This window comes from Actinomadura coerulea (genome assembly GCF_014208105.1).
GTDB lineage: Bacteria > Actinomycetota > Actinomycetes > Streptosporangiales > Streptosporangiaceae > Spirillospora > Spirillospora coerulea.
On sequence record NZ_JACHMQ010000001.1, the window covers coordinates 1,899,265 to 1,925,946 of the forward strand.

At 74.2% G+C, this 26,682-nt stretch carries 25 protein-coding genes; 16 read left to right on the forward strand and 9 right to left on the reverse strand.

Annotation, left to right across the window (positions count from 1 at the left end):
• Positions 1–463 precede the first annotated feature (463 nt).
• A complete protein-coding gene (locus BKA00_RS08710) occupies positions 464–1,573 on the forward strand; it encodes a tetratricopeptide repeat protein (RefSeq protein ID WP_185024429.1) in 1,110 nt (369 codons plus the stop codon).
• Here BKA00_RS08710 and BKA00_RS08715 read toward each other — a convergent pair.
• Positions 1,570–1,995, reverse strand: coding sequence for a PPOX class F420-dependent oxidoreductase (locus BKA00_RS08715; protein ID WP_185024430.1), 426 nt, complete (start codon positions 1,993–1,995; stop codon positions 1,570–1,572). The two genes, BKA00_RS08710 and BKA00_RS08715, sit on opposite strands and share 4 nt — an antisense overlap.
• A 51-nt stretch (positions 1,996–2,046) precedes the next feature.
• On the opposite strand from BKA00_RS08715, the gene BKA00_RS08720 reads away from it, so the two are divergent.
• Positions 2,047–2,664, forward strand: coding sequence for an alpha/beta hydrolase family protein (locus BKA00_RS08720; RefSeq protein ID WP_185024431.1), 618 nt, complete (start codon positions 2,047–2,049; stop codon positions 2,662–2,664).
• A 97-nt stretch (positions 2,665–2,761) separates the two neighbouring features.
• On the opposite strand, the gene BKA00_RS08725 is transcribed toward BKA00_RS08720, so the two are convergent.
• The gene (locus BKA00_RS08725; RefSeq protein WP_141575683.1) at positions 2,762–2,965 is read right to left on the reverse strand and encodes a DUF5999 family protein; all 204 of its coding nucleotides are present in this window, start codon (positions 2,963–2,965) and stop codon (positions 2,762–2,764) included.
• Positions 2,966–3,231: 266 nt separating this feature from the next.
• Entirely contained in the window at positions 3,232–3,822 is a 591-nt protein-coding gene (locus BKA00_RS08730) for a TetR/AcrR family transcriptional regulator C-terminal domain-containing protein (RefSeq protein ID WP_185024432.1), read from the reverse strand.
• A 117-nt stretch (positions 3,823–3,939) separates the two neighbouring features.
• On the opposite strand from BKA00_RS08730, the gene BKA00_RS08735 reads away from it, so the two are divergent.
• Positions 3,940–4,356, forward strand: coding sequence for a plectin (locus tag BKA00_RS08735; protein WP_185024433.1), 417 nt, complete (start codon positions 3,940–3,942; stop codon positions 4,354–4,356).
• Positions 4,357–4,520: 164 nt separating this feature from the next.
• Positions 4,521–5,246 carry a maleylpyruvate isomerase N-terminal domain-containing protein gene (locus tag BKA00_RS08740; protein ID WP_185024434.1) on the forward strand — a complete coding sequence of 242 codons (726 nt, stop codon included), beginning with the start codon at positions 4,521–4,523 and terminating at the stop codon, positions 5,244–5,246.
• On the opposite strand, the gene BKA00_RS08745 is transcribed toward BKA00_RS08740, so the two are convergent.
• Positions 5,194–6,567, reverse strand: a complete 1,374-nt coding sequence (locus BKA00_RS08745) for a nitrate/nitrite transporter (RefSeq protein ID WP_185024435.1) — start codon at positions 6,565–6,567, stop codon at positions 5,194–5,196. The two genes, BKA00_RS08740 and BKA00_RS08745, sit on opposite strands and share 53 nt — an antisense overlap.
• A 191-nt stretch (positions 6,568–6,758) precedes the next feature.
• Between BKA00_RS08745 and BKA00_RS08750 the strand changes: the two genes are divergently transcribed.
• Positions 6,759–7,007, forward strand: coding sequence for a hypothetical protein (locus tag BKA00_RS08750; RefSeq protein WP_185024436.1), 249 nt, complete (start codon positions 6,759–6,761; stop codon positions 7,005–7,007).
• Positions 7,008–7,054: 47 nt separating this feature from the next.
• On the opposite strand, the gene BKA00_RS08755 is transcribed toward BKA00_RS08750, so the two are convergent.
• Positions 7,055–7,549: an NUDIX domain-containing protein gene (locus BKA00_RS08755; protein ID WP_185024437.1), complete on the reverse strand. Its 495-nt coding sequence runs from the start codon at positions 7,547–7,549 to the stop codon at positions 7,055–7,057.
• 290 nt (positions 7,550–7,839) lie between these two features.
• Here BKA00_RS08755 and BKA00_RS08760 point away from each other — a divergent pair, with 290 nt between their 5' ends.
• From BKA00_RS08760 to BKA00_RS08780, 5 genes are all read left to right on the forward strand, one after another.
• Positions 7,840–9,945 (forward strand): molybdopterin oxidoreductase family protein, encoded by a 2,106-nt coding sequence (locus BKA00_RS08760; RefSeq protein WP_185024438.1) that lies wholly within the window; start codon positions 7,840–7,842, stop codon positions 9,943–9,945.
• A 101-nt stretch (positions 9,946–10,046) separates the two neighbouring features.
• Positions 10,047–10,439, forward strand: coding sequence for a nitrite reductase small subunit NirD (nirD, locus tag BKA00_RS08765; protein ID WP_185024439.1), 393 nt, complete (start codon positions 10,047–10,049; stop codon positions 10,437–10,439).
• Entirely contained in the window at positions 10,423–11,637 is a 1,215-nt protein-coding gene (locus BKA00_RS08770) for a uroporphyrinogen-III synthase (protein ID WP_185024440.1), read from the forward strand. The genes nirD and BKA00_RS08770 overlap by 17 nt, the downstream gene beginning before the upstream one ends.
• Positions 11,630–12,502, forward strand: a complete 873-nt coding sequence (locus BKA00_RS08775; protein WP_185024441.1) for a sirohydrochlorin chelatase — start codon at positions 11,630–11,632, stop codon at positions 12,500–12,502. The genes BKA00_RS08770 and BKA00_RS08775 overlap by 8 nt, the downstream gene beginning before the upstream one ends.
• Positions 12,503–13,141: 639 nt before the next feature.
• Complete coding sequence (locus BKA00_RS08780) at positions 13,142–14,344, forward strand: esterase-like activity of phytase family protein (protein ID WP_230299100.1); 1,203 nt, start codon at positions 13,142–13,144, stop codon at positions 14,342–14,344.
• A gap of 76 nt (positions 14,345–14,420) precedes the next feature.
• On the opposite strand, the gene BKA00_RS08785 is transcribed toward BKA00_RS08780, so the two are convergent.
• From BKA00_RS08785 to BKA00_RS08795, 3 genes are all read right to left on the reverse strand, one after another.
• Positions 14,421–15,776, reverse strand: a complete 1,356-nt coding sequence (locus BKA00_RS08785; protein WP_230299099.1) for an RNA polymerase sigma factor — start codon at positions 15,774–15,776, stop codon at positions 14,421–14,423.
• Between the two features lie 254 nt (positions 15,777–16,030).
• Positions 16,031–17,071, reverse strand: coding sequence for a cation diffusion facilitator family transporter (locus BKA00_RS08790; protein ID WP_185024443.1), 1,041 nt, complete (start codon positions 17,069–17,071; stop codon positions 16,031–16,033).
• A gap of 55 nt (positions 17,072–17,126) precedes the next feature.
• Entirely contained in the window at positions 17,127–18,290 is a 1,164-nt protein-coding gene (locus BKA00_RS08795) for an AMP-binding protein (RefSeq protein ID WP_185024444.1), read from the reverse strand.
• Positions 18,291–18,403: 113 nt separating this feature from the next.
• Here BKA00_RS08795 and BKA00_RS08800 point away from each other — a divergent pair, with 113 nt between their 5' ends.
• The 3 genes from BKA00_RS08800 (at position 18,404) to menD (ending at position 21,983) form a co-directional block, all read left to right on the forward strand.
• Positions 18,404–19,303: a 1,4-dihydroxy-2-naphthoyl-CoA synthase gene (locus tag BKA00_RS08800; RefSeq protein WP_185024445.1), complete on the forward strand. Its 900-nt coding sequence runs from the start codon at positions 18,404–18,406 to the stop codon at positions 19,301–19,303.
• 86 nt (positions 19,304–19,389) lie between these two features.
• Positions 19,390–20,319, forward strand: coding sequence for an o-succinylbenzoate synthase (locus BKA00_RS08805; protein WP_221493720.1), 930 nt, complete (start codon positions 19,390–19,392; stop codon positions 20,317–20,319).
• Entirely contained in the window at positions 20,316–21,983 is a 1,668-nt protein-coding gene (gene menD, locus BKA00_RS08810; RefSeq protein WP_185024447.1) for a 2-succinyl-5-enolpyruvyl-6-hydroxy-3-cyclohexene-1-carboxylic-acid synthase, read from the forward strand. The genes BKA00_RS08805 and menD overlap by 4 nt, the downstream gene beginning before the upstream one ends.
• 132 nt (positions 21,984–22,115) lie before the next feature.
• Here menD and BKA00_RS08815 read toward each other — a convergent pair whose 3' ends face one another.
• Positions 22,116–22,904: a tyrosine-protein phosphatase gene (locus BKA00_RS08815; protein WP_185024448.1), complete on the reverse strand. Its 789-nt coding sequence runs from the start codon at positions 22,902–22,904 to the stop codon at positions 22,116–22,118.
• Between the two features lie 230 nt (positions 22,905–23,134).
• Between BKA00_RS08815 and BKA00_RS08820 the strand changes: the two genes are divergently transcribed.
• From BKA00_RS08820 to BKA00_RS08830, 3 genes are all read left to right on the forward strand, one after another.
• The gene (locus BKA00_RS08820; protein ID WP_185024449.1) at positions 23,135–24,166 is read left to right on the forward strand and encodes a fatty acid desaturase family protein; all 1,032 of its coding nucleotides are present in this window, start codon (positions 23,135–23,137) and stop codon (positions 24,164–24,166) included.
• A gap of 21 nt (positions 24,167–24,187) precedes the next feature.
• Complete coding sequence (locus BKA00_RS08825; RefSeq protein WP_185024450.1) at positions 24,188–25,003, forward strand: Fpg/Nei family DNA glycosylase; 816 nt, start codon at positions 24,188–24,190, stop codon at positions 25,001–25,003.
• Positions 25,004–25,078: 75 nt separating this feature from the next.
• The gene (locus BKA00_RS08830; RefSeq protein ID WP_221493070.1) at positions 25,079–26,254 is read left to right on the forward strand and encodes a serine hydrolase domain-containing protein; all 1,176 of its coding nucleotides are present in this window, start codon (positions 25,079–25,081) and stop codon (positions 26,252–26,254) included.
• Positions 26,255–26,682 lie beyond the last annotated feature (428 nt).

The following is a 26,682-nucleotide window of genomic DNA, read 5'->3' on the forward strand; positions in this document are numbered from 1 at the left end:
GGGGTCGCTGGTGGCTGGGGCGTCGGCTGGGCACCGTTCGCGTCCGTTGCCGGCGTCGCTGCGCGGTTGGGTTTCGCTAGCGCGGGCTTGCCTTTGGACGCGATCGCGGTGGCCGGGGTCGCTGGTGGCTGGGGGTCGGCTGGGCGCCGTTCGCGTCTGGTGCCGTGGTCTGCTGTGCGATCGGAGTCTGGCGGCTTGAGTTCGCGTGCGGCCTTGTGCGCGCCCCTCTTGTCGCGTGCTGTGATGGCTGGGTCGGCGGGCTGTTGTTTCGGCGGCCACCTTCGGGTCTTGCTTCGGTCGGGTCTGCCTTCGGCGTCAGGGGGTGGCTGCGGGGGCGGTCGCGCCCGGGGGCCGGCGGTGGATTTGTGATCTTGGCGGGGTTTCCGGGTGTCGCCGCGGGACGGGGGAGGGGGTGGATCGCTACGCTCTTTGCGGACCCCGACCCCCAGAGGGCAGAAGAGCGATGATCGAGTCTCCGGACGCGGTATCCGACGACGCGGCGCGACTGTGCGAGGAGGCCCGCGGCCTCGCCGAGAGCGGTGAGGCCGAGAGGGCCGCACTGCTGTTCGAGAAGGTGCTCGCGCTGGGCGACACCCCCTTCCGGGCGCGGGCGGCGCTGGGGCTGGCGGTCGTCCTGGACGACGCCGGGCACGTGGAGCGCGCCAGGGAGGCCGACCGGGCGGCGATCGCCACCGCCGACCCCGAGTACGGGCCGCGCGCCGCCTACCACCTGGCGCTCACCCACGAGCGCGCGGGCGAGCACGAGCGGGCGGCGCCGGCGTGGCGGGTCGTGGTCGACTTCGGCAACCCCGCCTACCTGCCGCCCGCCCATCTGGCGCTCGCCCGAATCGCCGACGACGCCGGCGACTTCGACACCGCCCGCGACCACTGGGAGGCGGTGATCGCGACCGGGGACGCCGAGTACGGGCCGCCCGCCGCGCACGACCTGGCCCAGCGGCTGCTGGAGCGCGACGAGCCCGCCCGGGCCCAGCGGGTCCTGACCGCCGGGCTCAAGCTGATCGACCGGGGCGCCGCCCCCTACGCGTACGGGCGGCTCGCCGTCGCGCTCGGCATCTCCTACCTCGACCAGGCGATCGGCGCGTTCGGCGCGGCGCTGGGGGAGGAGCCGGCCGACCCGGAGGTCGGGCCGCTGGCCACCGAACTGCTGGCGCGGACGCTGCCGCTGCGCGGCCGGGGCGCCGAGGCGGGCGAGGTGTGGCGGCGGGGGCTCGCCGAGCCCGGCACCGCGGGGCAGGTGCGGGCGCGGCTGCGCCGCGACTTCGGCGACGCCGACGACGACGGCGACCTGTGGTGGGAGCCGGTCGTCGAGCACGCCGTGTCGGACGGGACGCTCCCCGCCCTCGCCGGCGAGGCGTTCGGCGCCCTCGACCACATGTACGCGCTGCTCGCCGTCCGGTACGCCGAACGCCGGACGGGCGACGCCCGCGAGACCCTCGGCAAGGCGGTCCGGGTGCCCGGCGGGTACACGTGGGGGCCGCTGCTGCACGAGAGCTTCGCAGAGCGGTTCCGCCTGGCGACGGGCTCGGCCGTCCCGGACTGGACCGAGGGCTAGCCGGCGATCGCGCGCTCGGCGATCACCTTGGTGATGCGGGCGCGGACGAGGTACTCGGTGGGGACGGCGTTGCGCCGCCCGAACTCCTCCGCCCGGTCGGCGCCCATGTAGCGGCCGCCGATGACCGTCGCCCAGCGCAGGATCTCGTCGAGGTCCTCGACGAGGGAGGCCCGGGCCTGGATCAGCACGTACGAGTACGGCGGCGTCTGGTCGTCGACGCAGACCGAGACGCGCGGATCGCGGGCGAGGACGCGGCCCTTGACGCTGTGGTGTCCCGTGTTGAACAGCAGGTCGTCGCCGTCGAGGACGAACCAGATCGGCGTCACGTGCGGCGTGCCGTCCTTGCGGGTGACGGCGGCCTTGCCGGTGCGGGTGCCCTCCATGACGAACGCGCGCCATTCGCTGTCGGTCATCGTCTCCATGGGGCCAGTCTGCCGCACGGCCGGTTCACGGCTGCCACTACGGTGAGTCACATGAAGGTCGTGACGGCGCACGGGCCCGCCGAGGTGGTGCTGGACGAGGTGAACGACCCGGTGTTCCTGCTGGTGCTGACGCACGGGTCGAACGGGGGAGTGGAGGCGGCCGACCTGCTGGCGGTGCGCGCCGAGGCGCTGCGGCTCGGCGGCGCCGTCGCGCGGGTGACGCAGCCGTTCCGGCTCGCCGGGCGGCGGGCGCCCGGTCCGGCGGCCAAGCAGGACGAGGCGTGGCTGGAGGTCGTCGCGGCCCTGCGCAAGCGGTTCGGGGACGTCCCGCTGGTTCAGGGCGGCCGCAGCAACGGGGCGCGGGTGGCGTGCCGGACCGCGGCGGCCGCCGGGGCGGCCGGAGTGGTGGCGCTGGCGTTCCCGCTGCACCCGCCGGGCAGGCCGGAGAAGACCCGGGTGGAGGAGTTGCGGTCGGCGGGAGTCGAGGTCGTCGTCGTCAACGGCGACCGGGACCCGTTCGGCGTGCCCGGCCCGGCGGACGCGGCGCGGGTCGAGGTCCTGCCGGGCGAGCGGCACGACCTCGGCAGGGACCCCGCGGCGGTCGGCCGGGCGGTGGAGCCGTGGTTGAAGCGGTGGGCGGCCCGTCCGGTGCGGACGGGCCGGCGGTAAGATCGCTCCGGGCCCGGTGCGGGCCCAGAGGCCGGTGGTGGGCGGGCGTGCCCCCGAGGATGATCACCCGTTTGAACTAGTCCCCCGTGGAGACCGCTCAAGCGGCGGACGTGGCCTGCGCGTCCGTCGGCCGGTGCGGCGCGATGACTCCCCCGTCGGGCAGCAGCTCACCGGTGTCCTCGAACAGCACGACCCCGTTGCACAGCAGGCTCCACCCCTGTTCGGGGTGCGAGGCCAGCGTGCGGGCGGCGTCGCGGTCGGGTGCGTCGTGGGAGGGACAAGGCGGCTGGTGCGGGCACATGGCGTGCCTCCGGTCTCAACTACTGGTCGGTCGTGGTGCTTTCCTGTTCTGACGCACCCAAGTGTGGAGTGGTTCGCCCGCACCGGCCATAGCCCGTTGGGACGGTTGTCCATTGGTACCGGAGTACCGGACGGGTGTGATCCCTCCCACTCCCGGGGCGCCACGCAGTAGCGTGCCTCCCGCGCGATAACGGACGAAGAACGACACGCCGCCGGAGCCTGAAACCGGACCGATGTTCGGTGGGGAGCGGGCCCCGCGGGCCGGTCCTAGCGCACGCCGCCGAGGACGACCCCGAGGCCCGCGCGGAAGCGGGCGTCCCAGTCGACCGCGCCGTCCTCGCCGGAGGCGATCCGGGCGGCGGCGCCGTCGTCGGCGGTGCCGCGCACCTCCAGGGCCGCGTGGCCGATCACGTAGCCGAGCAGGGTGTGGGCGGCGACGGCCGCGGCGTCCTCGGCGACCCCGCCCCGGCGCAGCACCTCCCGCAGCGACGCGAGGGTGGCGGCGAGCGCGGCCGGGTTGCGGCGCGTGACGACCAGGGGGAGGACGCCCGCGTGGGCCAGCAGGCGCCCGCGGTAGCCGTCCGCCCACGCCCGCAGGACGTCCTGCCAGCGTCCGGGGGCCGACGCGTCCGCCGGGGCCGCCGCGACGTGCGCGACCAGGCCGTCCAGCAGCTGCTCCTTGCCGCGGGGGAGGTGGTGGTAGATCGCCATCGCCTCGACCTCCAGCGCGTCGCCGAGCCGGCGCATGGTGAGGCGGCCGAGTCCCTGACCGTCCACGATGTGCAGGGCCGCCTCGATGATCCGCTCGGTGGACAGCGGGGTGCGGTTCTGGGCGTTGATGCTGGGCTGCCTGACCATGAGGACAGACCTTACTACGTAAAGGGCCGAAGCTGGGTGTCCGCCTCCGCAACACGCCGGGACCCCGCGTACGCTTACCCCGATCGAACACTGCACGACCGTCGAGGGAGTACCGCCATGCCACTGGGCCGCCGGGTGAGCAAGGAAGTCGCGGAGCCGTACGAGGCCGACCAGCGGCTGGCCGCCGAGTACGACGACCGGCTCGCGGCGGCGGGCGACGCGGAGCGGGCGCTGCGGGACGCGCAGGCGGCCGGCGCCGCCGAGCCGCGGCTGGGGGAGCTGACGGCGGCGTTCGACCGGGCGATGACGGCCGTGCTCGCCGCCGCCGAGGCGGCCGAGCGGGTCGCGATGGGCCCGAAGGTGTACTCGACGGAGGCGCAGGACGCCAAGACGCGCCGCGCCGCCGAGATCGCCTACCGCAAGGCCAAGGCGCGCCCGGCGGTCCGCCCGTGGACGGACGAGGTCGACCGCCTGCGCACGGCGCGCGAGGCGCACCGGCTGAGCTTCAGGACGCGGCCCGCGGCGCGCGTGTGAGCCGTCGCGGACGCGGGGCGACACGGCGTCACCGGGTGGCACGGGCCACCGAACTTTGAGAGTCTGCCCTCTCCGGGGAACGCCGGGGGCGCTCGCGCCGCTGATCGCGCTCGCGCGTCCCGGCGCGGAGGGCACAGGGTGCTCTGGACGTTGGGGGATGTCACGTGGAGCGCACGCCGCCGGACCGGTGCCGCGTACTGGAGTCCTACCAGGACGGGGTGAAGGCGATCATCGCCCTGGCGGACACCGTCGCGGACTGGGACGTGCCGACTCCCTGCGCCGACTGGCAGCTGATCGACCTGGCGGGGCATCTGCGGTGCGTCGCGGAGAACTTCCTGGAGTACCTCCAGGACGCGCCCGACAGCCGGCTGGCGAAGCTGTTCGCGCAGGACGCGGCCACGGCGGTGCTGATCAGGCAGCAGGCGCGGCAGAACGCGGCCGAGCTCGCGGTGCTGCCGCCCGAGCCCGGCCCTGAGCGGATCCTGGCGTTCGGGGTGTCGGCGGGTGCGTACGCCGACCTGATGCCGGACATGTGGGACCGGACGCATCTGATCTACCGGGGCACCAAGTACACGGTCGGCGACCACGCGGGCGCGGCGTGCGTGGAGTGGCACCTGCACGCCTGGGACATGGCCCGCGCGACCGGCTCCGACTACCGGCCGCGCGACCCCGACCTGCTGGTGCCGGCGTGGCACTGGGGCGTCCCGCACCTGCCGCTGGAGCCGGGGGACCCGTGGGAGGCGGTGCTGCGATCCTCGGGCCGCTCGCCGCGGTGGCCGGACCCCGGGGAGGGGCCCGGCCGGGCGCGGCGTCGCCGTCCGGGCCGGCAGTCCGCCCTCAGACGCCCGCCGGCCTCCCCGGGCGGGCCCGCAGGTAGACCAGCCAGGTGAGCGCGCAGCACACGGCGTAGAAGGCGATGAACGCGGCGTAGGCGCCGTCGCCCGTGCCGTAGGTCAGGAACGACTGCCGGAACGCGATGTTGACCAGGACGCCGCCGAACGCGCCGACGGCGCCCGCGATGCCGATCAGCGCGCCGGACAGGCGGCGGGCCTCGTGCTCGGCGGCGGCCGGGTCCCCGCCGCCCGCGGCGCCGGCGTGCGCCTTCGCCCTGAAGATCGCCGGGATCATCTTGTAGGTGGAGCCGTTGCCGAGGCCGCTGAAGGCGAACAGCAGCACGAATCCGGTGAGGAACAGCGCGAGCGACCCCAGCCGGGAGGCGGTGAGGACGAGGACCGCCGAGACGGCCATCGCCACGAAGGTCCAGAAGGTGACCTTCGCGCCGCCGAGCCGGTCGGCGAGCCACCCGCCGGCGGGGCGGATCAGCGACCCGAGCGCGGGGCCGAGGAACGTCAGGTAGGCGGCCTTGATCGGGGTGTCGAACTCGGCCCCGAACTGCACCTGCAGGACCTGCCCGAACGCGAAGCCGAACCCGATGAACGACCCGAAGGTGCCGATGTAGAGCACCGACATGATCCAGGTGTGGCCGTCCCGGCAGACGTCCCGCATGGCGCGCCCGTCGTTGCGGGCGTGCGCGAGGTTGTCCATGGCGAGCGCGGCGCCGAGGGCGGCGAGGACGATGAAGGGGATGTAGACGCCCGCGACCAGGCCAGGGTGGTCCTTGCCCGCGGTGGCGAGGACGGCCAGCCCGACGAGCTGGACGACGGCGACGCCGAGGTTGCCGCCGCCCGCGTTGATCCCGAGCGCCCAGCCCTTGAGCCGCTGCGGGTAGAACGCGTTGATGTTGGCCATCGAGGAGGCGAAGTTGCCGCCGCCGACGCCCGCGACGGCCGCGAGGACCAGCAGCGTGGTGAACGAGACGCCGGGCTCGATGAGGACCGCGGCCAGGACCGCCGGGACGAGCAGCAGCGCGGCGCTGAAGATCGTCCAGTTGCGGCCGCCGAACCGGGCGACGGCGAGGGTGTAGGGGATGCGCAGCGCCGACCCGATGAGCGCCGGGACGGCGGTGAGGGTGAACTTCCCGGCCGGGTCGACGCCGTAGGCGGGGCCGAGGAACAGCACCAGCACCGACCACAGCGTCCACACCGAGAACCCGATGTGCTCGGAGAAGATCGAGAACATGAGGTTGCGGCGGGCGGTCCGGGAGCCTCCGGCGGCCCAGAAGGCGGGGTCCTCGGGGCGCCAGTCGTCGATCCACCGGCCCTTCAGCGGATGGGGGCGCTCGGCGCGCGCGGCTTCGGTCGTGGCGGTCATCAGCGGGTCTCCTCGGGTCGTTCGGACGGCCCGACCGTAGGAATCCGGGGTTTCGCGCGTGTGTGACCGGTCATACGGCAGTGATAACTCCGCTGCACAGCGTGTCCCGCCCGCTGTGAGGTGCGGGGTAGACCCGGGCGCGCCGGGGTAGGCACCCGAGGGCGAGGCGGCGGGGGAACGGAGAGGCGACGATGGGAACCTGCGAGGTCTGCGGGAACGACTACGCGATGGCGTTCGAGGTGCACGCGCAGGGCCAGGTGCACACGTTCGACTCGTTCGAGTGCGCGATCACCAAGATGGCGCCGATCTGCGAGCACTGCCAGTGCCGCATCATGGGGCACGGCGTGGACGTGGGCGGGCACTTCTACTGCTGCGCACACTGCGCCCACGCCGCCGAGCCGGAACGCGCCCGCACGATCCAGGACGCCGTGTCGGTGTAGACCGCGCCGCGGGCGGGTGCGGCGCGGCGCCGGTGCACCGTCCGGGTTCAGGCGCGGGCGGTCCCGAACGCCTGCTCGCGGCCGTCCTCCAGGTAGACGGCGCTGCCGGCGGCCATGGCCCGCAGGCTCGGCTCCATCCGGCGCGACACGTGCGGCGGCGCGAGTTCGGGGACCTTCTCCGGCGCCACGAGGATGTGGTCGGACAGCTCCTCGGCCGGCAGCCGGATCGCCGCGATCTCCGCGCCGGTGATGGTGCCGCCGAACACGAAGACGTTGACCGCGTCGACGCCGTCGTCGCGCGGCGAGCCCCAGTCGACGCAGGCCAGGCCGTGCAGGCGGGGGACCAGGCCGAGCTCCTCCTCGCATTCGCGCACGCACGCCGACAGCGGGGACTCGTCGGCCTCGATCACCCCGCCCGGCAGGAACCAGCCCTCGCTGTAGGTGGGCTTGACCAGCAGCACCCGCCCCAGGTCGTCCAGCAGCAGGGCCGCCGCGGCGCCGCGGGCCCGCGGCAGGGAGGCGTAGTAGGCAAGGTCGGGCATGCTCCGAGGTTAAGCGTGATCAACCCGGACCGGTTCCGGCCGTTGCGGGGCGGTGGCCGCATCCGTCCGCGAGATCGCCGGGGTACCGCGAATCCGTTCGGCAACCGGGCAAAAGGCAACGAATAGGCCATGACAGGGTTCGACAACGCTTGACACGCGTTCGTCAAGGCGTGTCGCGGTCCCGGGCGCCCGACTCCTTGACATCGCCGGGCGCACGGGGTGAACGGCATTTAACGCCGAGGTCACGCGCGGGACTCGGCGGTGAAACCGGGCACGCCGAGTCTCGGCGGATGGCCGAGACACCCACGCACTGCCCGTACTGCGCCCTGCAGTGCGGCATGACCCTGCGCGACGGCGGCTCGGAGCCCCTGAGCGTGGCGCCGCGCGACGACGTGCCGGCCAACGGCGGGGGGCTCTGCCAGAAGGGCTGGACGGCGGCCGAGCTGCTCACCGTCCCCGACCGGCTGACGGCGCCGCTGATGCGCCGGGACCGGAACGCGCCGCTGGAGCCGTGCGGCTGGGACGAGGCCCTCGACCGGATCACCGCCGAGCTCGGGCGGCTGCGCGGGCTGCACGGCCCGGACGCCGTCGCGGTGTTCGGCGGCGGCGGGCTGACCAACGAGAAGGCGTACCAGCTCGGAAAGTTCGCGCGGATCGCGCTCGGCACCTCCCAGATCGACTACAACGGGCGGTTCTGCATGTCGTCGGCCGCCGCGGCGTCCGGGCGGGCGTTCGGGATGGACCGCGGCCTGCCCGGCCCGGTCACCGACCTGGCGGCGTCCGGCGCGGTCCTGCTCGCGGGCGGCAACCCGGCCGAGACGATGCCGCCGTTCATGCGGCACCTGGCGCGGATGCGCGAGGGCGGCGGCGCCCTGATCGTCGTGGACCCGCGCCGCACCGCCACCGCCCGCCAGGCCGACCTGCACCTGCAGCCGACGCCGGGGACCGACATCGCGCTCGCCAACGGGCTGCTGCACCTGGCGCTCGCCGAGGGCCTGGCCGACGAGGAGTACATCGCGGCCCGCACCACCGGGTTCGACGCCGTCCGGACGGTCGCCAACGCCTACTGGCCCGACCGCGCCGAGCGCATCACCGGGGTGCCGGTGCCGCTGATGCGCGAGGCCGTCCTGCTGCTGGCCCGCGCCGCCCGCGCCCACGTCCTCACGGCGCGGGGATCGGAGCAGCACGCGCGCGGTACCGACACCGTCAGCTCCTTCGTCAACCTGGCCCTCGCGCTCGGGCTGCCGGGGCGCGAGGGCTCCGGGTACGGGTGCCTGACCGGGCAGGGCAACGGGCAGGGCGGGCGCGAGCACGGCCAGAAGGCCGACCAGCTCCCCGGCTACCGCCGGATCGACGACCCGCGGGCCCGCGCGCACGTCGCCGCGGTCTGGGGCGTCGACCCCGGCGACCTTCCGGGGCCGGGGCGGTCGGCCTACGAGCTGCTCACGGCGCTCGGCACGGATGACGGCCCGAAGGCGCTGCTGCTGTTCGGATCGAACCCGGTGGTGTCGGCGCCCCGCGCCGCGGCCGTGCAGGAGCGGCTCGGCGCGCTCGACCTGCTGGTGGTGGCCGACTTCGTGCCGTCGGAGACCGCGCGGCTCGCCGACGTGGTCCTGCCGTCCGCGCAGTGGGCCGAGGAGTCGGGGACGATGACGAACCTGGAGGGCCGGGTGCTGCGGCGCCGCCGCGCCGTCCGCCCGCCGGACGGGGTGCGCACCGACCTGGAGATCCTCGCCGCGCTCGCCGAGCGGCTCGACGCGCCGGGGGAGTGGAGCACCGACCCGCGGGCGGTGTTCGGGGAGCTGCGCCGCGCGAGCGCGGGCGGCGCCGCCGACTACTCCGGCATCACCTACGAGCGGATCGAGGCCGAGGGCGGGGTGTTCTGGCCCTGCCCGTCGCCGGACCACCCCGGCACGCCGAGGCCCTACCTGGACCGCTTCCCCACCCCGGACGGGCGGGCCCGCTTCGTCCCCGTCGAGCACAGCGGCGCCGCCGAGGACGTCGACGCCGACTACCCCGTCTACCTGACCACCGGGCGCGTCCTCGCGCAGTACCAGTCGGGCGCGCAGACCCGGCGCGTCCGGGCGCTGGCGGAGGCCGCGCCGGGGCCGTTCGTCGAGCTGCACCCCGATCTGGCCGGGCGCCTCGGCATCGAGGACGGCGCCGGCGTGCGGGTGGAGAGCCGCCGGGGCGCGGCGACCGTGACCGCGCGCCTGACCGGCGCGATCCGCGACGACACCGTCTTCATTCCGTTCCACTGGGCGGGGGAGGGCCGCGCGAACCTGCTCACCAACCCGGCGCTGGACCCCGTGTCGCGGATGCCGGAGTTCAAGGTGTGCGCCGTCCGCCTGCGGCCCCTGCCCGCCGAGGGGGACGGCGCCCCCGGCGCACGGTGAGCCCCTTTTAACACGGCGGTGACAAAAGGGACCCAGTCGTGAAACCGCCCCTTCCGAGTATCGGACCATCGGACAGTTCCCCGCCAGGAGGTTGCCGCGCGATGACCACGACACCCGAAGCGACGATCGTCAGGGAGCGGGCGGGCCGGCCCGCGGCCCGCTGGTTCGACATCTGCTCCTACGCCGGCCTGACCCCCGAGCGGGGCGCCTGCGCGATGGTGGAGGGCACGCAGGTGGCGATCTTCCGGACCTTCGACGGCCGCCTGTACGCGCTGTCGAACCTCGACCCGTTCAGCGGCGCCTACGTGCTGTCGCGGGGCATCCTCGGTACCCGGGACGAGGCGCCGACCGTCGCGTCCCCCATGTACAAGCAGGTGTTCGACCTCCGGACCGGGGCGTGCCTGGACGACCCGCGCGTGGCGCTGCCGACCTTCCCGGTCCGCCGCTCCGGGGACCGGGTGGAGGTGGCGCTCACCGATGAGCACCGGCAGTGAGCCGCTGGCCGGGTTCGCCGTCGGCGTGACCGCGGCCCGGCGCCACGAGGAGCTCGCGACGCTGCTGGAGCGGCGCGGGGCGAGGGTCGTGCTGGCGCCCGCCATCCGCCTGGTCCCGCTCGCCGACGACGCCGAGCTGCTGGCGGCCACCCGGGCGTGCCTCGCCGGGCCCCTCGACCACGTCGTGGTCACGACCGGGATCGGGTTCCGGGCGTGGCTGGAGGCGGCCGACGGGCACGGCATGCGCGACGCGCTCATCTCCCGACTGGCCGACACCGACATCCTGGCGCGGGGCCCGAAGGCGCGCGGCGCGATCCGGTCCGAGGGCCTGCAGGAGCGCTGGTCGCCGGACTCGGAGGAGTGCGCCGAGGTGATCCGGCACCTGCTGGACCGGAAGCCGGCCGGGGCGCGCGTGGCCGTGCAGCTGTACGGGGAGCGCCAGCCGGAGCTGATAGCGGCGCTGCGCGCGGCCGGCGCCGAGGTGATCGAGATCCCGGTGTACCGCTGGTCGCGGTCCGAGGACTCCACGCAGCTGCGCCGCCTCGTCGGGCAGGCGGTCGCGGGCACCATCGACGCGATCACGTTCACCAGCGCCCCGGCGGTCGCCGCGACGCTCGCCGTCGCCGCCGAGGACGACCTGGAGGAGGCCCTGCTGGAGGCCATGCGCACCCATGTCGTGGCGGCGTGCGTCGGGCCGGTCACCGCGCAGGCGCTCACGGGCCGCGGCGTCCCGACGGTCCAGCCCGAACGCGCCCGGCTCGGCGCGCTGGTGCGGGCGCTGGTCGCCGACCTGCCCCGGCGGCGGTCCCGGCGGCTGTCGGTGCGGGGCTTCTCGCTGGAGCTGCGCGGGCACGCCGTCGTCCTGGACGGCCAGCTGAGACCCATCGCGCCCGCGCCCATGGCGATCCTGCGGGCCCTCGCGCGGCGTCCCGGGCACGTGGTGTCGCGGGCGGAGCTGTGCGGGGTGCTGCCGGGCCGCCTGGCCGTCGCGCCCGGCATCAGGGACGGGTGGGCGCGGGAGGCGCGGCCCCGGGACGCCCGCCCCCAGGCCGACGAGCACGCGGTGGAGATGGCGGTGGCGCGGCTGCGGCGCGGCCTCGGCCGGCCCGGCATCGTCGAGACCGTCGTCAAGCGCGGCTACCGGCTGGCGTGCGACCCGCGGGTCGCCGACCGGCTCCCGGCGGGCGCCGGTGGCTGAGACCGGAGCCGCGCCGCCGGCCGGGGCGCCCGCGCTGCTGGCGGTGGCGCACGGCACCCGGGACCCGGCGGGGCCCGCGGTTGTGCGGGCGCTGCTGGACCGGGTGCGGGCGATGCGCCCGGGCCTGCGGGTGGCCGAGGCGTACGGCGAGCTGTCCGCGCCGTCGCTGGAGGAGGCGGCCGATGCCCTGCGCGGCGGGCCGGTGGTCGTGGTCCCGCTGCTGCTGGCGCGCGGGTACCACGCGCTGGTCGACGTCCCCGGCCGGGCGGAGCGCCTGCTGCCGGGGTCGGTGGCGTCCCGGCCGCTCGGCCCGGACGCGCTGCTGGCCGGGGCGCTGGCCGCCCGGCTGGCGGAGGTGGACGGGATCCCGCCGCACCGCCGGGACGCCGTCGTCCTCGGCGCGGCGGGGTCCGCGGACCCGGCGGGCGCCGCCGACGTGCGCGCGGCCGCCCGGCTGCTGGCGCGGCGGCTCGGGCGGCCCGTCCCGCACGGCTTCGTCGCGGCGGGCGGCCCGCCGCTGGACGAGGTCGTCGCGGGGCTGCGCCGGGGTGGCGCCCGCCGGATCGCCGTGGCGTCCTACCTGCTGGCGCCCGGCCGGTTCCACGACCGGATGCGGGCCTGCGGCGCCGACGCGGTCGCCGCGCCGCTCGGCGCGCACGGCGCGGCCGCCCGCCTGGTGCTGCGCCGCTACGACGAGGCCGCGCTGCCGCTCACGGTCCGGCAGGTCTGCGGCCCAGGCGCCGAGGGCCGAGGCCATGACGAGGACTCCGAAGAGCGCCCCGCCGATGCCGAAGGCAGCGCTGGTGAGTGCCGTGCGAGCACACTTGTGCATGGTCTCTCCTTTGGTGACTTCCCATCGCGATGACGGGAAACAGTAGAGACCGTCCTGTATTTAGGTGCAGCGGCAAGTAGGTGGCGATGCCCGAATGGTGTCGGTGTCGTTGCCTCAATCACGTATTTTGAGCGCTCGCCATGCGGGGGCAGTTGCTTTGCGGTCCAGCGTGTTGGCGAGGTGCTGCACAGTTCGTGCGAACTGCGGAAGCAACGAACTGAAGATGGTCGCCACGTCCATCAACTGGATGGTGGTGGACGGGTGCGTCCGGCATCAGGCGACAAGGGGAGGAACGGCATGGATGCTGCGGATTGGGTCGCGTCGCGGCGGTAGCGGCGGTGACAGGTATCGCCGCGCTCGTGGTCGCGATGCTGTCGTACAACCGGTCGAAGGACTCGATCGAGCAGGCGCGGCGGTCTGCGGATCGGGCAGAGAGGAAAATCGAGGCCGTGCTTGGTGGCCGGTTCCTCGCACCCGGTGGCGGCGAGCTCTACCGGTCATGGTGTCCGGGCTCGTCCAGCCGGTGGTGTGGCTGCTGGTCATGGGCACGGGGCTGATGGGCGTGGCCATCCTGGAGTTCCGCCGCGCCGACTGAGAAACGCCGCCGTCACCCGCCGTGATGAAGGATACTGACCGCGTGCGCGACACAGCGCACTCGGTCGGATGCGAAGGGTGACGGCGGACAAAGTGAACGGGTACAGGACGATATGGCGCGGGACGGCGGCGACGGCCGCCGTCCTGGCGGCGGTGGCGGCCGCCTCGACCGTGGACGGACCGGTCCGCGCCCAGGCCGCGGACGGGGCCCGGCCGGCGGCCGCGGCGCCGGGGCTGAGGATCACGCGGTTCCTCGGGGAGCGGCGCCTGCCGCACATGGCGAAGTTCGAGGGGACGACGGTCGGCGGGCTGTCGGGCATCGACCGCGACCCGCGCACGGGGACCTGGTACCTGGTCTCCGACGACCGGTGGCGCTACGACCCGGCCCGGTTCTACACCGGCCGCGTGGACATCGACCCCGCCACCGGCGCGTTCACCGGGGTCCGGATCACCGGGGTGTCCACGCTGCGGGACCGGGACGGCCGCCCCTACCCCGGATTCGGCAAGCCCGGGTCGGTCGACCCCGAGACGATCCGCTTCGACCCCCGGTCCCGGCGGGTCCTGTGGGGCAACGAGGGAGACCGCCCGGACGAGACGCACGAGGGGATTCCCCTGGCGCCGATGTCGCTGCGGTGGGCCGGGCGGGACGGCCGGTACGCCGGGGAGCTGCCCCTCCCGCCGTCGCTGCGGCTGACCGCCGAGCACCGGGGGCCGCGCCGCAACGCGGGCTTCGAGGCGCTGGCGCTCACCCCGCACGGCATCGCCGCGATGGCCGAGGGCCCCCGCTACGAGGACGGGGAGCCGCCGACCGTCCGGCACGGCGCCATGGCCCGCCTCACCCTGTGGGACCGGGCCGGGCGCGTGACGGCCCAGTACGCCTACCCCGTCGACCGCCTCCCGGCCGCGCCGAAGCCGCCCACGGGCGACGCCGACAGCGGCGTCTCGGAGATCCTCGCCGCCGGCGGCCACCGGTTCCTGGCGCTGGAGCGGTCCTGGCTGGAGGGCGTCGGGTACAAGGTCCGACTGTACGAGTTCGACCTGCGCGGCGCCACGGACGTGCTGCGCCGCGACCGGCTCGCCCAGGGCGGCCGGTTCCGTCCGGTGCGCAAGCACCTCGTCGCCGACCTCGGCCGCTACGCGGCGCCCGTGCAGAACCTGGAGTCGCTGGCGTGGGGGCCGCGCCTGAGGTCGGGGGAGTGCACGCTGGTGGCGGGCTCCGACGACAACTTCGACCAGCGTGAGGCCACCCAGTTCCTGGCGTTCGCCGTCCGGGGCTGCTGACCGCCGCTCGACGCGCGAGGGCCCGCGGGACCGTGCCGGTCCCGCGGGCCCATCGCGTGCCGTGCCGGGCGCCGGGTCAGACGGCGAAGTCCAGCAGCGGGCGGGCGTTGCTGGGGTGCCGCAGCTTGGACAGCGACTCCTTCTCCAGCTGCCGGATCCGCTCGCGGGTCAGGCCGAGGGCCTTGCCGATCTCGTCCAGCGTGCGCGGCGTCCCGTCGTACAGCCCGAACCGCATCGCCATGATCTTGGCTTCGCGCGGGGACAGGATGTCGAGGGTGCGGCGCAGCTGGTCGGCCATGAGCTGGCGGTCCACCAGCTCGGACGCCTCGGGGCTGTCGGTGTCCTCGATGAGGTCGCCGATGCGGGTCTCGCCGTCCTCGCCGATGGTGGAGTCCAGGCTGATCGGCTGGCGGCTGGTGCGCAGCAGCTCGCGGACCTGCTCGGGGCTCTTGTCCAGCTCGGCGGCCAGCTCCTCGGGGGTGGGCTCGCGGCCGAGGCGCTGGTGCATGTCGCGCTCGACGCGGCTCAGCTTGCTGAGCATCTCCAGGACGTGGACGGGGAGCCGGATCGTGCGGGCCGAGTCGGCGAAGCCGCGCTGGATCGCCTGCCGGATCCACCACATCGCGTAGGTGGAGAACTTGTAACCCTTGGAGTAGTCGAACTTCTCCACGGCGCGGATCAGGCCGAGGTTGCCCTCCTGGACGACGTCCAGCAGCGACAGGCCGCGGTCGGAGTACTTCTTGGCGACCGACACCACGAGCCGGAGGTTGGCCTCCAGCATGTGGGCCTTGGCGCGGCGGCCGTCGGCGGCGACCCACTCCAGGTCGGCGCGCATGGCGGGGGAGAGGTCCTCGCTCTCCAGCTTGTGCTCGGCGTACAGGCCCGCCTCGATGCGCTTGGCGAGGTCGACCTCCTGCTCGGCGGTGAGGAGCTGGCGGCGCCCGATGGCCTTGAGGTAGGTGTGGACGGAGTCGCCCATCGTGGTCGACTGGTCGTCCAGGTCCGCGGAGGTCTCCTCGGCCTCGACCTCGGTGACGTCGAACCCCTCGTCGACGGAGGCGTCGCGCTGGCCGCCGGGCCGCTGCGCCGCGCCGGCCGCCTTCGCGGTGCTCTTGGCGGTGCCCCTGCGGGCGGCGCGCTTCCTGGCGGGGCCCGCGGTGCCGGGGGCGTCCTGGGCGGTCTCCCCGCCGGCGTGGTCGGCGGCCGCGGCCCTCGTGCGGACGGCGTCGGGTTCGCCCGCCAGGCTGATGCCGGCCTCGGACAGCTCGCGCAGGATGGAGCGGCCCTGGGCCGGGCTGATCCCGGCGGTCTCGAAGGCCCCCCTCACCTCGTCGAGCGAGAGGCGCCCGTGGGCGCGGCCACGCTTCAGGAGGTCGTTGAGCGCGGGGCTCGGCGACTCCGTGAGCGGGGTCTCGACGGCGCTTCGCGGCATGGGGACACCCCCCTCCCTTCGGTGTGTGAGTGCGGCGCGGATTGTGTTCGCTCGTGGCGCACGCACTTAACGGAACGTCCCAGGACGGGCCTGTTGTTCCCGGCCTCGTCGCCGGGCGGCGCTCCGCGGGGGATCGTGGAGGAGCGATCCAGACGGTCGTGGTGCCCACGGCCAGCGGTTTCACACTGCCCGAACCGATCCAGTTTGACCTTACTTCGTAAAGGCCCCCGGCGGTGGCGACGTGAGAAAGCCCACTACGCACCCGAATCTCTAGGCCTCAATGTCCGACCATAACGCGCGATGACGCGTTCGCGCAGCTCAGGGTCGTCGCGGGGGACCGGTTCGAGGAACACCTCGTCGATCTCCTCGTGCGCGCCGCGCAGCTCGTGCGCCATCCGGACGCAGGCGCGCTCGACCTCGGCGGCGGTGAGGGAGTCGCGGAAGTCGAGGCGGGCGCAGACCAGCACGCGGTCGGCGCCGAAGGTCACGGTGACGATGTACACGACCCACTCCACCTCGTCCGCCCGGCCGAGGCGCGCGCGCACGTCGGCGACGATCCGGGGGTCGGCCTGCGAGCCGATCAGCAGGTTGAGGTTGATCCGGCCGAGCACGAGCGCGACGGCGGTCAGCAGGACGCCGATGAGCAGGGAGCCCACGCCGTCCCAGGCCGCCGACCCGGTGAGCTGGTGCAGGCCCAGCCCGCCGAACGCGATGAGCAGGCCGACGAGGGCCGCCGAGTCCTCCAGCAGGACGCTGATCGAGGTGGGCTCGTCGGTGCGGCGGATGTAGTCGCGCAGCGGCAGGTCCTCCTCGCGCGCGGCGGCCCGGACCTGCCGGACGGCCTGCTGCCACGAGACCGCCTCCAGCACGAACGCCACCGCGAGCACGGCGTACCCGACGATCGGGCCGGACTCGCCGGCCGCACGGTGCCCGGTGAGCGTCTCGATCCCCTGGTAGTAGGAGAACAGCGCACCCATCCCGAAGATCGCCACGGCGACGAGCAGGGTCCAGATGTAGCGCTCCTTGCCGTAGCCGAGCGGGTGGCGGCGGTCGGCGGGGCGTCCGCTGCGGCGCAGCCCCACCAGCAGCAGCACCTCGTTGAAGGTGTCGGCGATCGAGTGCGCGGCCTCCGCCGCCATCGACGCCGACCCGGTGATCAGCGCGGCGACGACCTTGGCGACGGCGATGCCGAGGTTGGCGGCGAACGCGAGGGCGACGGTCAGGAGGCTCTCGTCGTGGGCGCCGTCGCCGTCCCGCCGCTCCTCGGTCCGCTGCCCCCCGCTGCGTGCTGCCATGACCCGTCCTCTGCCCCAGGGGCCACAGTGCCATGCGCCCTGACAGCGGCCGCCGTCAGGGCGCGCAGGCGCGCAGGCGGGCCCTGTCGGGCTTGCCGGACGCCAGCAGCGGGATCGCCTCCACCAGTTGCAGTTCGCGCGGCGCCGCATAGGCGGGCATGGTCTCGCGGACGAGGGCGCGGAGCTCGGTCAGCTCCGGCAGGCCGGACCCGGCGGGGACGACGACGGCGGTGACCCGCTCGCCCCACTCGGGGTCGGGGCGGCCGACCACGACGACGTCGCGGACCTTCGGGTGCCGCGACAGCACGGTGGCGATCTCGCCCGCGACGACCTTCTCCCCGCCGGTGTTGATCACGTCGTCGACGCGGCCGCGGACGCGCAGCCGGCCGTCCTCGATCGCGCCGAGGTCCTGGGTGAGGAACCAGTCGCCGTCCCGGGCCGCGGCGGTCAGGTCGGGCCGCAGCCGGTAGCCGGTGAACAGCGCGGGGCCGGCGAGGCGGATCCGGCCGTCGTCGCCGAGCGCGACGCGCATGCCGTCCAGGGGCGTGCCGTCGTAGACGCAGCCGCCGCAGGTCTCGCTCATCCCGTAGGTGGTGAACACGCGGGCGCCGCGGCCGCGCGCCTCGGCCAGCAGGCCGGGGGAGGCGGCGGCGCCGCCGAGCACGATCGCGCCGTGCCGCGACAGGTCGGCGCCGGCGTCCAGCAGCCGGCGCAACTGCGTGGGGACGAGCGAGACGTGGAACCCCTCGGCGGCCGCGACGGCGGCGGCGTCGAAGCGGGGGGCGATGACGGGGTCGGTGCCGGCGACGAGGGAGCGGACGAGGACCTGGACGCCGGAGATGTGGCTGGTGGGCAGGCAGCACAGCCACCGGTCGGCGGGCCCGGCGTCGATGCGGGCGAGGGTGCCGGCGGCGGAGTGGCGCAGCGCGCCGGCCGTCAGCTCGACGAACTTGGGGGCGCCGGTGGAGCCGGACGTGGCGATCAGCACGGCCGTGCCGGCGTCGACGGGCGGGTGCCCGCCGCCGGGGGAGTGCGCGGCGACGCCGCCGGCGGTCTCGATCGCGTCCGGGGCCAGGGCGTCCAGGAGGCCGCGCAGCGCGGGACCGGGCAGGTCCGGCGGCAGGGGGCAGATCGCGGGGCCGCCGTCGAGGGCGCGGGCGAGGACGTCCAGCAGGCGGGGGCCGGGCGGCAGGACGACGGCGTGCAGCGGGCGATCCATGATCTCATCAGCGTAGACGACCCCGCTGAACGCGTTCAAACGCGGGGCCGGTTGAATGGTGCCCGAGCGCCGCGCCCCCGGCCGCGGCGCGGTCGCCCGACGGAGAGGAAGACATGGTCTCGGAGTTGTTCGACGCGGACGCCTGGAGAGAGGTCGAGGGGTTCGGCTTCACCGACATCACCTACCACCGGGCCGTCGACCACGGGACGGTGCGGGTGGCGTTCAACCGCCCGGAGGTGCGCAACGCGTTCCGTCCCCACACGGTGGACGAGCTGTACCGTGCGCTGGACCACGCGCGGATGTCCAGCGACATCGGGTGCGTGCTGCTGACGGGCAACGGGCCGTCGCCGCGGGACGGCGGCTGGGCGTTCTGCTCGGGCGGGGACCAGCGGATCCGCGGCAGGGACGGCTACCGGTACGCCGAGGGCGAGACGTCGGACACTATCGACCCGGCGCGGGCGGGGCGGCTGCACATCCTGGAGGTGCAGCGGCTGATCAGGTTCATGGGCAAGGTCGTCATCTGCGTGGTCCCGGGCTGGGCGGCCGGGGGCGGGCACAGCCTGCACGTGGTGTGCGACCTGACCCTGGCCAGCCGCGAGCACGCGCGGTTCAAGCAGACCGACGCGGACGTGGCGAGCTTCGACGGCGGCTTCGGGTCGGCGTACCTGGCGCGGCAGGTGGGGCAGAAGTTCGCCCGGGAGATCTTCTTTCTGGGCGACGCCTACGACGCCGAGGCCGCGCACCGGATGGGCATGGTGAACGCCGTCGTTCCGCATGCGGAGCTGGAGGCGACGGCGCTGGAGTGGGCGCGGAAGGTCAACGGCAAGAGCCCCACGGCGCAGCGGATGCTGAAGTACGCCTTCAACCTCGTCGACGACGGTCTCGTGGGGCAGCAGGTGTTCGCCGGGGAGGCGACGCGCCTGGCCTACGGCACCGACGAGGCCGCCGAGGGGCGGGACTCGTTCCTGGAGAAGCGCGATCCCGATTGGTCGCGTTTCCCGTGGTACTACTAGGGGTTCGAGCGCACGGTGTGATCCGGAAATGCCGTGATTCGACGGGCAGGTCAGGGGGTCGGCGGGTGCGGGTGTACTCCATCCCGATGCGGACGCGGTTCCGTGGCGTGACGCGGCGGGAGGGCGCCCTGCTGCGGGGTCCCGCCGGCTGGGGGGAGTTCTCGCCGTTCGCCGAGTACGGTCCGGCCGAGTGCGCCCGCTGGCTGGCCGCGGCCCGCGAGGCCGCGTGGGACGGCTGGCCGGCGCCCGTCCGCGACCGGATCCCGGTGAACGCGACGATCCCGGCGGTCGGCCCGGAGCGGGCCTTCGAGATGACGCGCGAGGCCGGCTGCCGCACCGCGAAGGTGAAGGTCGCCGAGCGCGGGCAGACCGACGCCGACGACCTGGCCCGGGTGGAGGCCGTCCGCGCGGCGATCGGCCCGGAGGGCCGGGTCCGCATCGACGCCAACGGCGGCTGGGACGTCGACCGCGCCGCCCGGATGATCCGGTCGCTGGACCGGTGGGAGCTGGAGTACGCCGAGCAGCCCTGCGCGACGCTGGAGGAGCTGGCGGCGGTGCGCCGGCGCGTGGACGTGCCGATCGCGGCCGACGAGTCGATCCGCCGCGCCGAGGACCCGCTGAAGGTGCGCGCGGCGGGCGCCGCCGACGTGGCGGTGCTGAAGGCGCAGCCCCTCGGCGGGGTCGCTGCGTCGCTGCGGGTCGCGGAGGCGTGCGGGCTGCCGGTCGTGGTGTCGAGCGCGGTGGAGACGTCGGTGGGGCTGGCGGCGGGGGTGGCGCTGGCGGCCGCGCTGCCGGAGCTGCGCTACGCGTGCGGGCTGGGGACGCTGTCGCTGCTGGAGGGCGACGTCGTGAGCGATCCGCTGCGTCCGGTCGCGGGGGAGATCGAGGTGCGCCGGCCGGCGGTGGACGAGGAGGCGCTGCGCCGCTGGGAGGAGCCCGCGGGGCCCTGGCAGGCACGGGCGCTGGCGGCGCAGACCCATCTGGACGGCCCGGCGGTGGTGGAGGTGGCGCCGTGAACCCCGCGACCGCGCTGGCGAGCGTCCTGGTCGACGAGCTGCAGCGGTGCGGGATGACCGACGTGGTGCTGGCGCCGGGCTCGCGGTCGGCGCCGCTGGCGCTGGCGCTGCACGCGGCCGAGGAGGCGGGCGGCCTCAGGCTGCACGTGCGGATCGACGAGCGGTCGGCGTCGTTCCTCGGGCTGGGCATGGCGAAGCGGTCGGGGCGCCCGGTCGCGCTGGTGTGCACGTCGGGCACGGCGGCGGCGAACTTCCACCCTGCGGTGGTGGAGGCGCACGAGTCCGGCGTCCCGCTCATCGTGATCACGGCGGACCGGCCGCCGGAGCTGCGCGCCACGGGCGCGAACCAGACGATCGACCAGGTGAAGCTGTACGGGACGGCGGTGCGGTGGAGCGCCGAGATCGGCGTCCCGGAGAACCGTCCGGGCATGGTGGCGTACTGGCGGTCGCTGGTGAGCCGCGCGTGGGGGCTGGCGCAGGCGCCCGTCCCCGGGCCGGTGCACCTGAACGCGGCGTTCCGGGAGCCGCTGATCCCCGACGGCGACGAGACGTGGTGCGAGCCCCTGGACGGGGACGCGACCGGCGCGTGGACGAAGGTGCGCCCGGCGACGCCCGGGTCGGTGCTGCACGTCCCGCCGACGCGGCGCGGCGTCCTGGTGGTCGGGGACGGCGCGGTGAACGTCAAGCGGTACGTGGCGGCGGCGTCGATGGCCGGCTGGCCGGTGCTGGCCGAGCCGAACGGCAACGCCCGCTACGGCGACCACGCGCTGTCGGCGCACCATTTCCTGCTGGGCGTCCCGGAGTTCGTGGAGCGGCACCGTCCCGAGGTGGTGGTGACGCTCGGCAAGCCGGGTCTGTCGCGTCCGCTGCTGTCGCTGCTGCGCCGCGCGGAGGAGCACATCGTCCTGGCGCCGGACCTGGCGCACTGGCCGGACCCGGTCCGCTCGGCGACGCAGGTGGCGCCCGAGGTCGAGATCCCGGTGGTGTCGGGCGACGACGCGTGGCTGAAGTCGTGGCGGGCCGCCGACCGGGCCGCGGCCGCGGCGGTGGACGCCGTCCTGGACGCCGTCCCGGAGGTGAGCGAGCCGCGGCTGGCCCGCGACATGGTCGCGGCGCTTCCGGGCGGGTCGCTGCTGTTCACGGCGGCGAGCATGCCGATCCGCGACCTGGACCAGGTGATGCGGCCGCGGCGCGGCATCCGGATCATGGCCAACCGGGGCGCCAGCGGCATCGACGGGCTGGTGTCGACGGCGATGGGCGCGGCGCTGGTGCACAGCGGCCGCTCCTACGCCCTGCTCGGCGACCTGGCGTTCCTGCACGACCAGAACGGACTGATCCTGGGGCCGCGGGAGCGGCGCCCCGACCTGGCGATCGTGGTGGTGAACAACCAGGGCGGCGGGATCTTCTCGCTGCTGCCGCAGGCGGCGCTGCGCGGCCCGTTCGAGCGGGTCTTCGGGACCCCGCACCAGGTCGACCTGGAGGCGGTCGCCGCCGCGCACGGCGTCCCGTACCGGCGGCTCGCCGCGGCGGCGGACCTGCCGAAGACGCTGGCGGGGGAGGGGCTGCGGATCGTCGAGGCCCGCACCGACAGGGAAGCGAACGCGGCCCTGCACGCCGACCTCCGCAAGGCCGCCCAGGCGGCCGTCCGCGACCTGCTGGCCTGACCCGGGCAACACCCGTACGGCGCTCCGCCAGTCCCCTTTAGTTCAATGTTAAAATTACAATGTAAAGGCGTCGGGTGTGGCGTTCATCCAATTTCTCAGAAACAGGAACAGCACACGACCGGAGAACTGACCTCAGCCGAGGAGACGCTCGCGGAGGGTGTCGGTGTCTTCGGTGGTCCAGCCGTGTCCGGCGAGCCAGCCGATGGTTCCGCCGTGCTCCTCGTCGACGCGGGCAAGGAACTTCTCCATGATCGCTGCGTGGGGCTGGTGGGTGTCGGCCGGACGGGAGTCGAGGTCGGCGGCGTAGGTGTCGCTGGCGCGGAGCCGGGCCAGGACCGCTTCGAGGCGTTCGCCGGTCTGGGCGTAGTCGGCGACGATCGCCTCGCGGGTGACGCCGGCGACGTCGAGGGCGAGGGCGCACACGACTCCGGTGCGGTCCTTGCCGGCGGCGCAGTGGACCAGCGCGGCCCCGTCGGTGCGGGTCATGACGCGCAGGGCGGCGACGACGGAGTCGCCGCGGTCGGCGAGGTAGCCGAGGTAGTGGCCGGTCGAGCGGTCCTGTTCGGGGCCGTCGGACGGGCGCTCCTGCCAGGGGAGGGCTTTGGAGACGTCGGCGGCGACGTCGGTGTGGCGGCCGCCCTCGGCGAACAGTGAGAGCTGGTGGATGGTCACGGACGGCACGCGGGTGAGCGGGCCGGGCCCTTCGAGGCGCACTTCGGCGTCGCTGCGCAGGTCGATGACGTTCTTGAGGGCGTAGTCGTCGAGGAGGATCCGGAGGTCGGCGACCGAGAGGTCCTGGAGGTTGTCGGAGCGCAGGACGCGCCCGAGCCGGGTGGTGCGGCCGTCGGCCGTGGGGAGGCCGCCGAGGTCGCGGGCGTTGACGGCACCGTCCAGTTCGATCCACCGGGAGTCATCTTCCATGACTTGTGACCCTATATGGAGACCAGGGGCGGGCTCGGGGGCAGGGCCCGACGTCCCGCGGGTGATCAACTTGTCGAATGAGTGCGCCGGGGGGGGTACCGGGACCTGGGAGCCAGACGGTGAATGGCTCCGCAGCGGGGTGACCGGACGACCTCACGCTGCGTAGCTTTCGAGGAGTCTTCTTCCCTGCGTTCCGCGCGATGTTCCGTCCCCTGCTGAATGGAGTCTCCATGCCCGCGACCCTGTCCGCTCCGTCCCGGCCGTCCGAAAGGTCGGCCGGGAGTGATTTCGCGCCGCTGGCACGGCGCGTCCGCGAGAGCGGGCTGCTGGACCGGCGGCGCGGCTACTACGCGCGGGCCATCGGGTTGAACCTGGCGGCGACCGCGGCGGTGTGGGGGGCGGTCGCGTGGGCGGGGGACGCCTGGTGGACGGTCCTGCTGGGGATACCGCTGGCCGTGCTGTCGGCGCGGGCCGCGTTCCTCGGGCATGACGCGGGGCACCGGCAGATCGCGTCGAGCGCTCGGGCGAACCGGTGGCTGGGGCTGCTGCTGGGGAACCTTCTGCTGGGGATGGGGCACGGGTGGTGGAGCGACAAGCACAACCGGCATCACGCCAATCCGAACCATGTCGGCAAGGACCCCGATGTGGGGGAGGGTGTGCTGGCGTGGACCAGTGAGCAGGCAAAAGGCAAGCGGGGCGTTCTGCGGTGGGTGGCGCGGCACCAGGCCGCGTTGTTCTTCCCGCTGCTGACGCTGGAGGGCGTGAACCTGAAGCTGGGGAGCCTGCTGTTCTTGCGTGGGCGTTCGCGGCGGGACCAGGTGCTGGAGGGCGGCCTGCTGGTCGTCCATGCGGTGGCGTTCCTGGGGCTGGCGTTCGCGTTGCTGCCGGTGGGGCAGGCGCTGGCGTTGGTGGCCGTTCAGCACGCGGTGTTCGGGGTGCACTTGGGTGCGGTGTTCGCGCCGAACCACAAGGGGATGGCGATGCCGGAGCCGGGGGAGCGGTGGGGGCATCTGCGGCGGCAGGTTCTGACGTCGCGGAACGTGCGGGGCGGTGTGGTGACGGACTGGCTGATGGGCGGTCTGAACTACCAGATCGAGCATCACCTGTTCCCGGGGGTGCCGCGGTGCAGCCTGCGGCGGCTGCGGCCGCTGGTGCGCGAGCACTGCGCGGCGGTGGGGTTGCCGTACACGGAGACGGGGCTGGTGGAGTCGTACCGGTTGGCGCTGGGGCACATGCGGGAGGTCGGGGAGCCGCTGCGCTAGGGCGGGGCTATGCTCCGGGCCATGCCCGAGGGACACACGATCCACCGTCTGGCCGCCGAACATCAGCGGATGTTCGGCGGCCTCGCCGTTTCCGCCACGAGTCCGCAGGGGCGGTTCGCCGAGGGGGCGCGGTGGCTGGACGGGCGGGTGCTGTCGGTGGCGGACGCGCACGGCAAGCATCTGCTTCTGGGGTTCGACGATGATCGGACGCTGCATGTGCATCTGGGCATCTACGGCCGCTACGCGTTCGGGGAGGGGCCGGCGCCGGCTCCGGTGGGGTTGGTGCGGCTCCGGCTGGAGGGCGGCGGGCGGTACGCGGATCTTCGGGGACCTAATACCTGCGAGCTACTCGCTCCGGGTGAGGTGAAGCTGCTGCGTGATCGGCTGGGGCCGGATCCGTTGCGCGGGGACGCCGATCCGGAGTTGGCGTGGCGGCGGATCGGCCGGGCGCGGGCGCCGATCGCGGTGCTGCTGATGGATCAGTCGGTGGTGGCGGGGCCGGGGAACATCTACCGGGCGGAGGTGCTGTTCCGGCAGGGGATCGATCCGCGGTTGCCGGGGCGGCGGCTGGGTGCGCGGCAGTGGGCGGCGCTGTGGGACGACCTGGTGGGGTTGATGGCGGCGGGGGTGCGTGCGGGGCGGATCGACACGGTGCGGCCGGAGCACATGCCGGAGGCGATGGGTCGTGCGCCGCGGGTGGACGGTCATGGCAGGGAGGTGTACGTGTACCGGCGGGCGGGGCTGCCGTGTCTGGTGTGCGGGACGGCGGTGGCGACGGTGGAGGTGGCGGGGCGGAATCTGTTCTGGTGTCCGGGGTGCCAGCCGTCGGCGGTGTGAGGGGGGACAGCCCCCCTTTGGATCTTGGGGTTCGCCTGATCGTGCGTGGTCGGGTGGCGGTTCTAGCGTTCGGGCATGGTTTCGACTCTGCGAAAGCGCCTCACTGTGGCGATGGGTGTCGCCGCCCTGCTCGCCGCTGATGTGGCTCCGGCCGCGGCGCGTCCTGCCGGTTCTGTGGAGGGTTTGCGCCGGGACGTCGAGGCGGTCCGCGCTCTGGGGGTCAGTGGCGTGCAGGCCCGGGTGGTCGCGGCTGACGGCCGGCGGTCGGTCGTGGTCAGTGGGACGGCGGAGCTGGGCACGGGGCGTCCGGTTCCTTCTGAGGGCTTTTTCCGTATGGCGAGCACGTCCAAGACGCTGGTGGCCGTCGTGGTGTTGCAGTTGGTGGCCGAGGGCAGGCTATCTCTGGACGACAGCGTCGAGCGCTGGCTGCCGGGGGTCGTGCGGGGGAACGGCAACGACGGCGGCCGGATCATTCTGCGTCAGCTGCTTCAGCACACCGGCGGAATCCACGATGATCTTCCTGGGTACACCACGCCGGGGGAGTACTACCGGCAGCGCTATGACGTCCACGAGCCTGAGGAACTGGTGGCGCGGGCGATGGCTCATGCGCCGGACTTCCCGCCTGGGGAGGGCTGGGCGTATTCCAACACCGGGTATGTGCTGCTGGGCATGGTCGTGCAGAAGGTGACGGGGCGGGGCGCTCACGAGGAGATCAGGGACCGTGTTGTGCGTCCGGTGGGTCTCGACCGGACGCGGTGGCTCGGCACGTCGCCGACGCTGCCCCGGCCGCATGCCAGGGCTTACCAGTTCTTCGGTCCGGGTTCGCGGGTGGATGTCACCGATCAGGTGACGGTGGACTACGGGAACCTTTCGTGGGTGACGACGACGCGGGATGAGAATCGTCTGTTCCGTGCGCTGCTTTCGGGGCGTCTGCTGCCGGCGCGGCAGTTGGCGGAGATGAAGCGGACCGTTCCGGTGAGTGCTGAGGTTGAGCGGATGTGGCCGGGCGGCCGGTACGGGCTGGGTCTGGTCGAGCGTCCTTTGAGCTGTGGCGGGTCGTACTGGGGGCATGAGGGCGGGGACGGCGGTTACATCACGTTGAACGGTGTGACGGGTGACGGGCGGCGGAGCGCGGTGGTGTCGATGTCGGAGGCGCGGGGTGATTCGCTGGAGCACGTCCTGGAGCAGGAGGACGCGGCCAGTGCCCTGATCGACCATGCGCTGTGCGCCGGGGGTTCCGGCGCTTCGTGAGCGTGGCGCGCGGGTGGTGCGCGGAGACCTTGCGGAGGCGCTCGCGGAGCTTGGTCGGTCGGCCCGGGATGACTCGCACATGCCGGTGATCCGGCCTCGGGTGACGGTGAAGGCGATGACGGAGAGAGGTGTTCCGTCGGGACGCCAGGACATGCGGCTTCGCCCGGCTGTCCGGCGGCCGCCGGATGCGGCCACAGGATGATCTGCACCGGGGTGTCGGGGACGCCGACGGTGAGGAAGCGCCCGTCGGGCCCCGGGAAGTCGATCCGCTTCCGCAGGCCGAGCCCGTCGGCCGAGCCCGTCGGTGGAGAACCTCAGCGCGCGGTCCTGATCGGTGACGTGGACCGTCACGTACATGATGTTGGTCAGCATCCTGTCCTCGATTCACTCGTTGGTGCGGCGACCGTTGGTGTTCGGTCGTCACACCC

What these genes read in the sequence shown, in the direction of transcription:
- BKA00_RS08710 (WP_185024429.1), top strand. Translation starts at nt 464, where the DNA reads ATGATCGAGTCTCCGGACGCGGTATCCGACGACGCGGCGCGACTGTGC.
- BKA00_RS08715 (WP_185024430.1), bottom strand. Translation starts at nt 1,995, where the DNA reads ATGGAGACGATGACCGACAGCGAATGGCGCGCGTTCGTCATGGAGGGC.
- BKA00_RS08720 (WP_185024431.1), top strand. Translation starts at nt 2,047, where the DNA reads ATGAAGGTCGTGACGGCGCACGGGCCCGCCGAGGTGGTGCTGGACGAG.
- BKA00_RS08725 (WP_141575683.1), bottom strand. Translation starts at nt 2,965, where the DNA reads ATGTGCCCGCACCAGCCGCCTTGTCCCTCCCACGACGCACCCGACCGC.
- BKA00_RS08730 (WP_185024432.1), bottom strand. Translation starts at nt 3,822, where the DNA reads ATGGTCAGGCAGCCCAGCATCAACGCCCAGAACCGCACCCCGCTGTCC.
- BKA00_RS08735 (WP_185024433.1), top strand. Translation starts at nt 3,940, where the DNA reads ATGCCACTGGGCCGCCGGGTGAGCAAGGAAGTCGCGGAGCCGTACGAG.
- BKA00_RS08745 (WP_185024435.1), bottom strand. Translation starts at nt 6,567, where the DNA reads ATGACCGCCACGACCGAAGCCGCGCGCGCCGAGCGCCCCCATCCGCTG.
- BKA00_RS08750 (WP_185024436.1), top strand. Translation starts at nt 6,759, where the DNA reads ATGGGAACCTGCGAGGTCTGCGGGAACGACTACGCGATGGCGTTCGAG.
- BKA00_RS08755 (WP_185024437.1), bottom strand. Translation starts at nt 7,549, where the DNA reads ATGCCCGACCTTGCCTACTACGCCTCCCTGCCGCGGGCCCGCGGCGCC.
- BKA00_RS08760 (WP_185024438.1), top strand. Translation starts at nt 7,840, where the DNA reads ATGGCCGAGACACCCACGCACTGCCCGTACTGCGCCCTGCAGTGCGGC.
- nirD (WP_185024439.1), top strand. Translation starts at nt 10,047, where the DNA reads ATGACCACGACACCCGAAGCGACGATCGTCAGGGAGCGGGCGGGCCGG.
- BKA00_RS08770 (WP_185024440.1), top strand. Translation starts at nt 10,423, where the DNA reads ATGAGCACCGGCAGTGAGCCGCTGGCCGGGTTCGCCGTCGGCGTGACC.
- BKA00_RS08785 (WP_230299099.1), bottom strand. Translation starts at nt 15,776, where the DNA reads ATGCCGCGAAGCGCCGTCGAGACCCCGCTCACGGAGTCGCCGAGCCCC.
- BKA00_RS08790 (WP_185024443.1), bottom strand. Translation starts at nt 17,071, where the DNA reads ATGGCAGCACGCAGCGGGGGGCAGCGGACCGAGGAGCGGCGGGACGGC.
- BKA00_RS08795 (WP_185024444.1), bottom strand. Translation starts at nt 18,290, where the DNA reads ATGGATCGCCCGCTGCACGCCGTCGTCCTGCCGCCCGGCCCCCGCCTG.
- BKA00_RS08800 (WP_185024445.1), top strand. Translation starts at nt 18,404, where the DNA reads ATGGTCTCGGAGTTGTTCGACGCGGACGCCTGGAGAGAGGTCGAGGGG.
- BKA00_RS08805 (WP_221493720.1), top strand. Translation starts at nt 19,390, where the DNA reads ATGCGGACGCGGTTCCGTGGCGTGACGCGGCGGGAGGGCGCCCTGCTG.
- BKA00_RS08815 (WP_185024448.1), bottom strand. Translation starts at nt 22,904, where the DNA reads ATGGAAGATGACTCCCGGTGGATCGAACTGGACGGTGCCGTCAACGCC.
- BKA00_RS08820 (WP_185024449.1), top strand. Translation starts at nt 23,135, where the DNA reads ATGCCCGCGACCCTGTCCGCTCCGTCCCGGCCGTCCGAAAGGTCGGCC.
- BKA00_RS08825 (WP_185024450.1), top strand. Translation starts at nt 24,188, where the DNA reads ATGCCCGAGGGACACACGATCCACCGTCTGGCCGCCGAACATCAGCGG.
- BKA00_RS08830 (WP_221493070.1), top strand. Translation starts at nt 25,079, where the DNA reads ATGGTTTCGACTCTGCGAAAGCGCCTCACTGTGGCGATGGGTGTCGCC.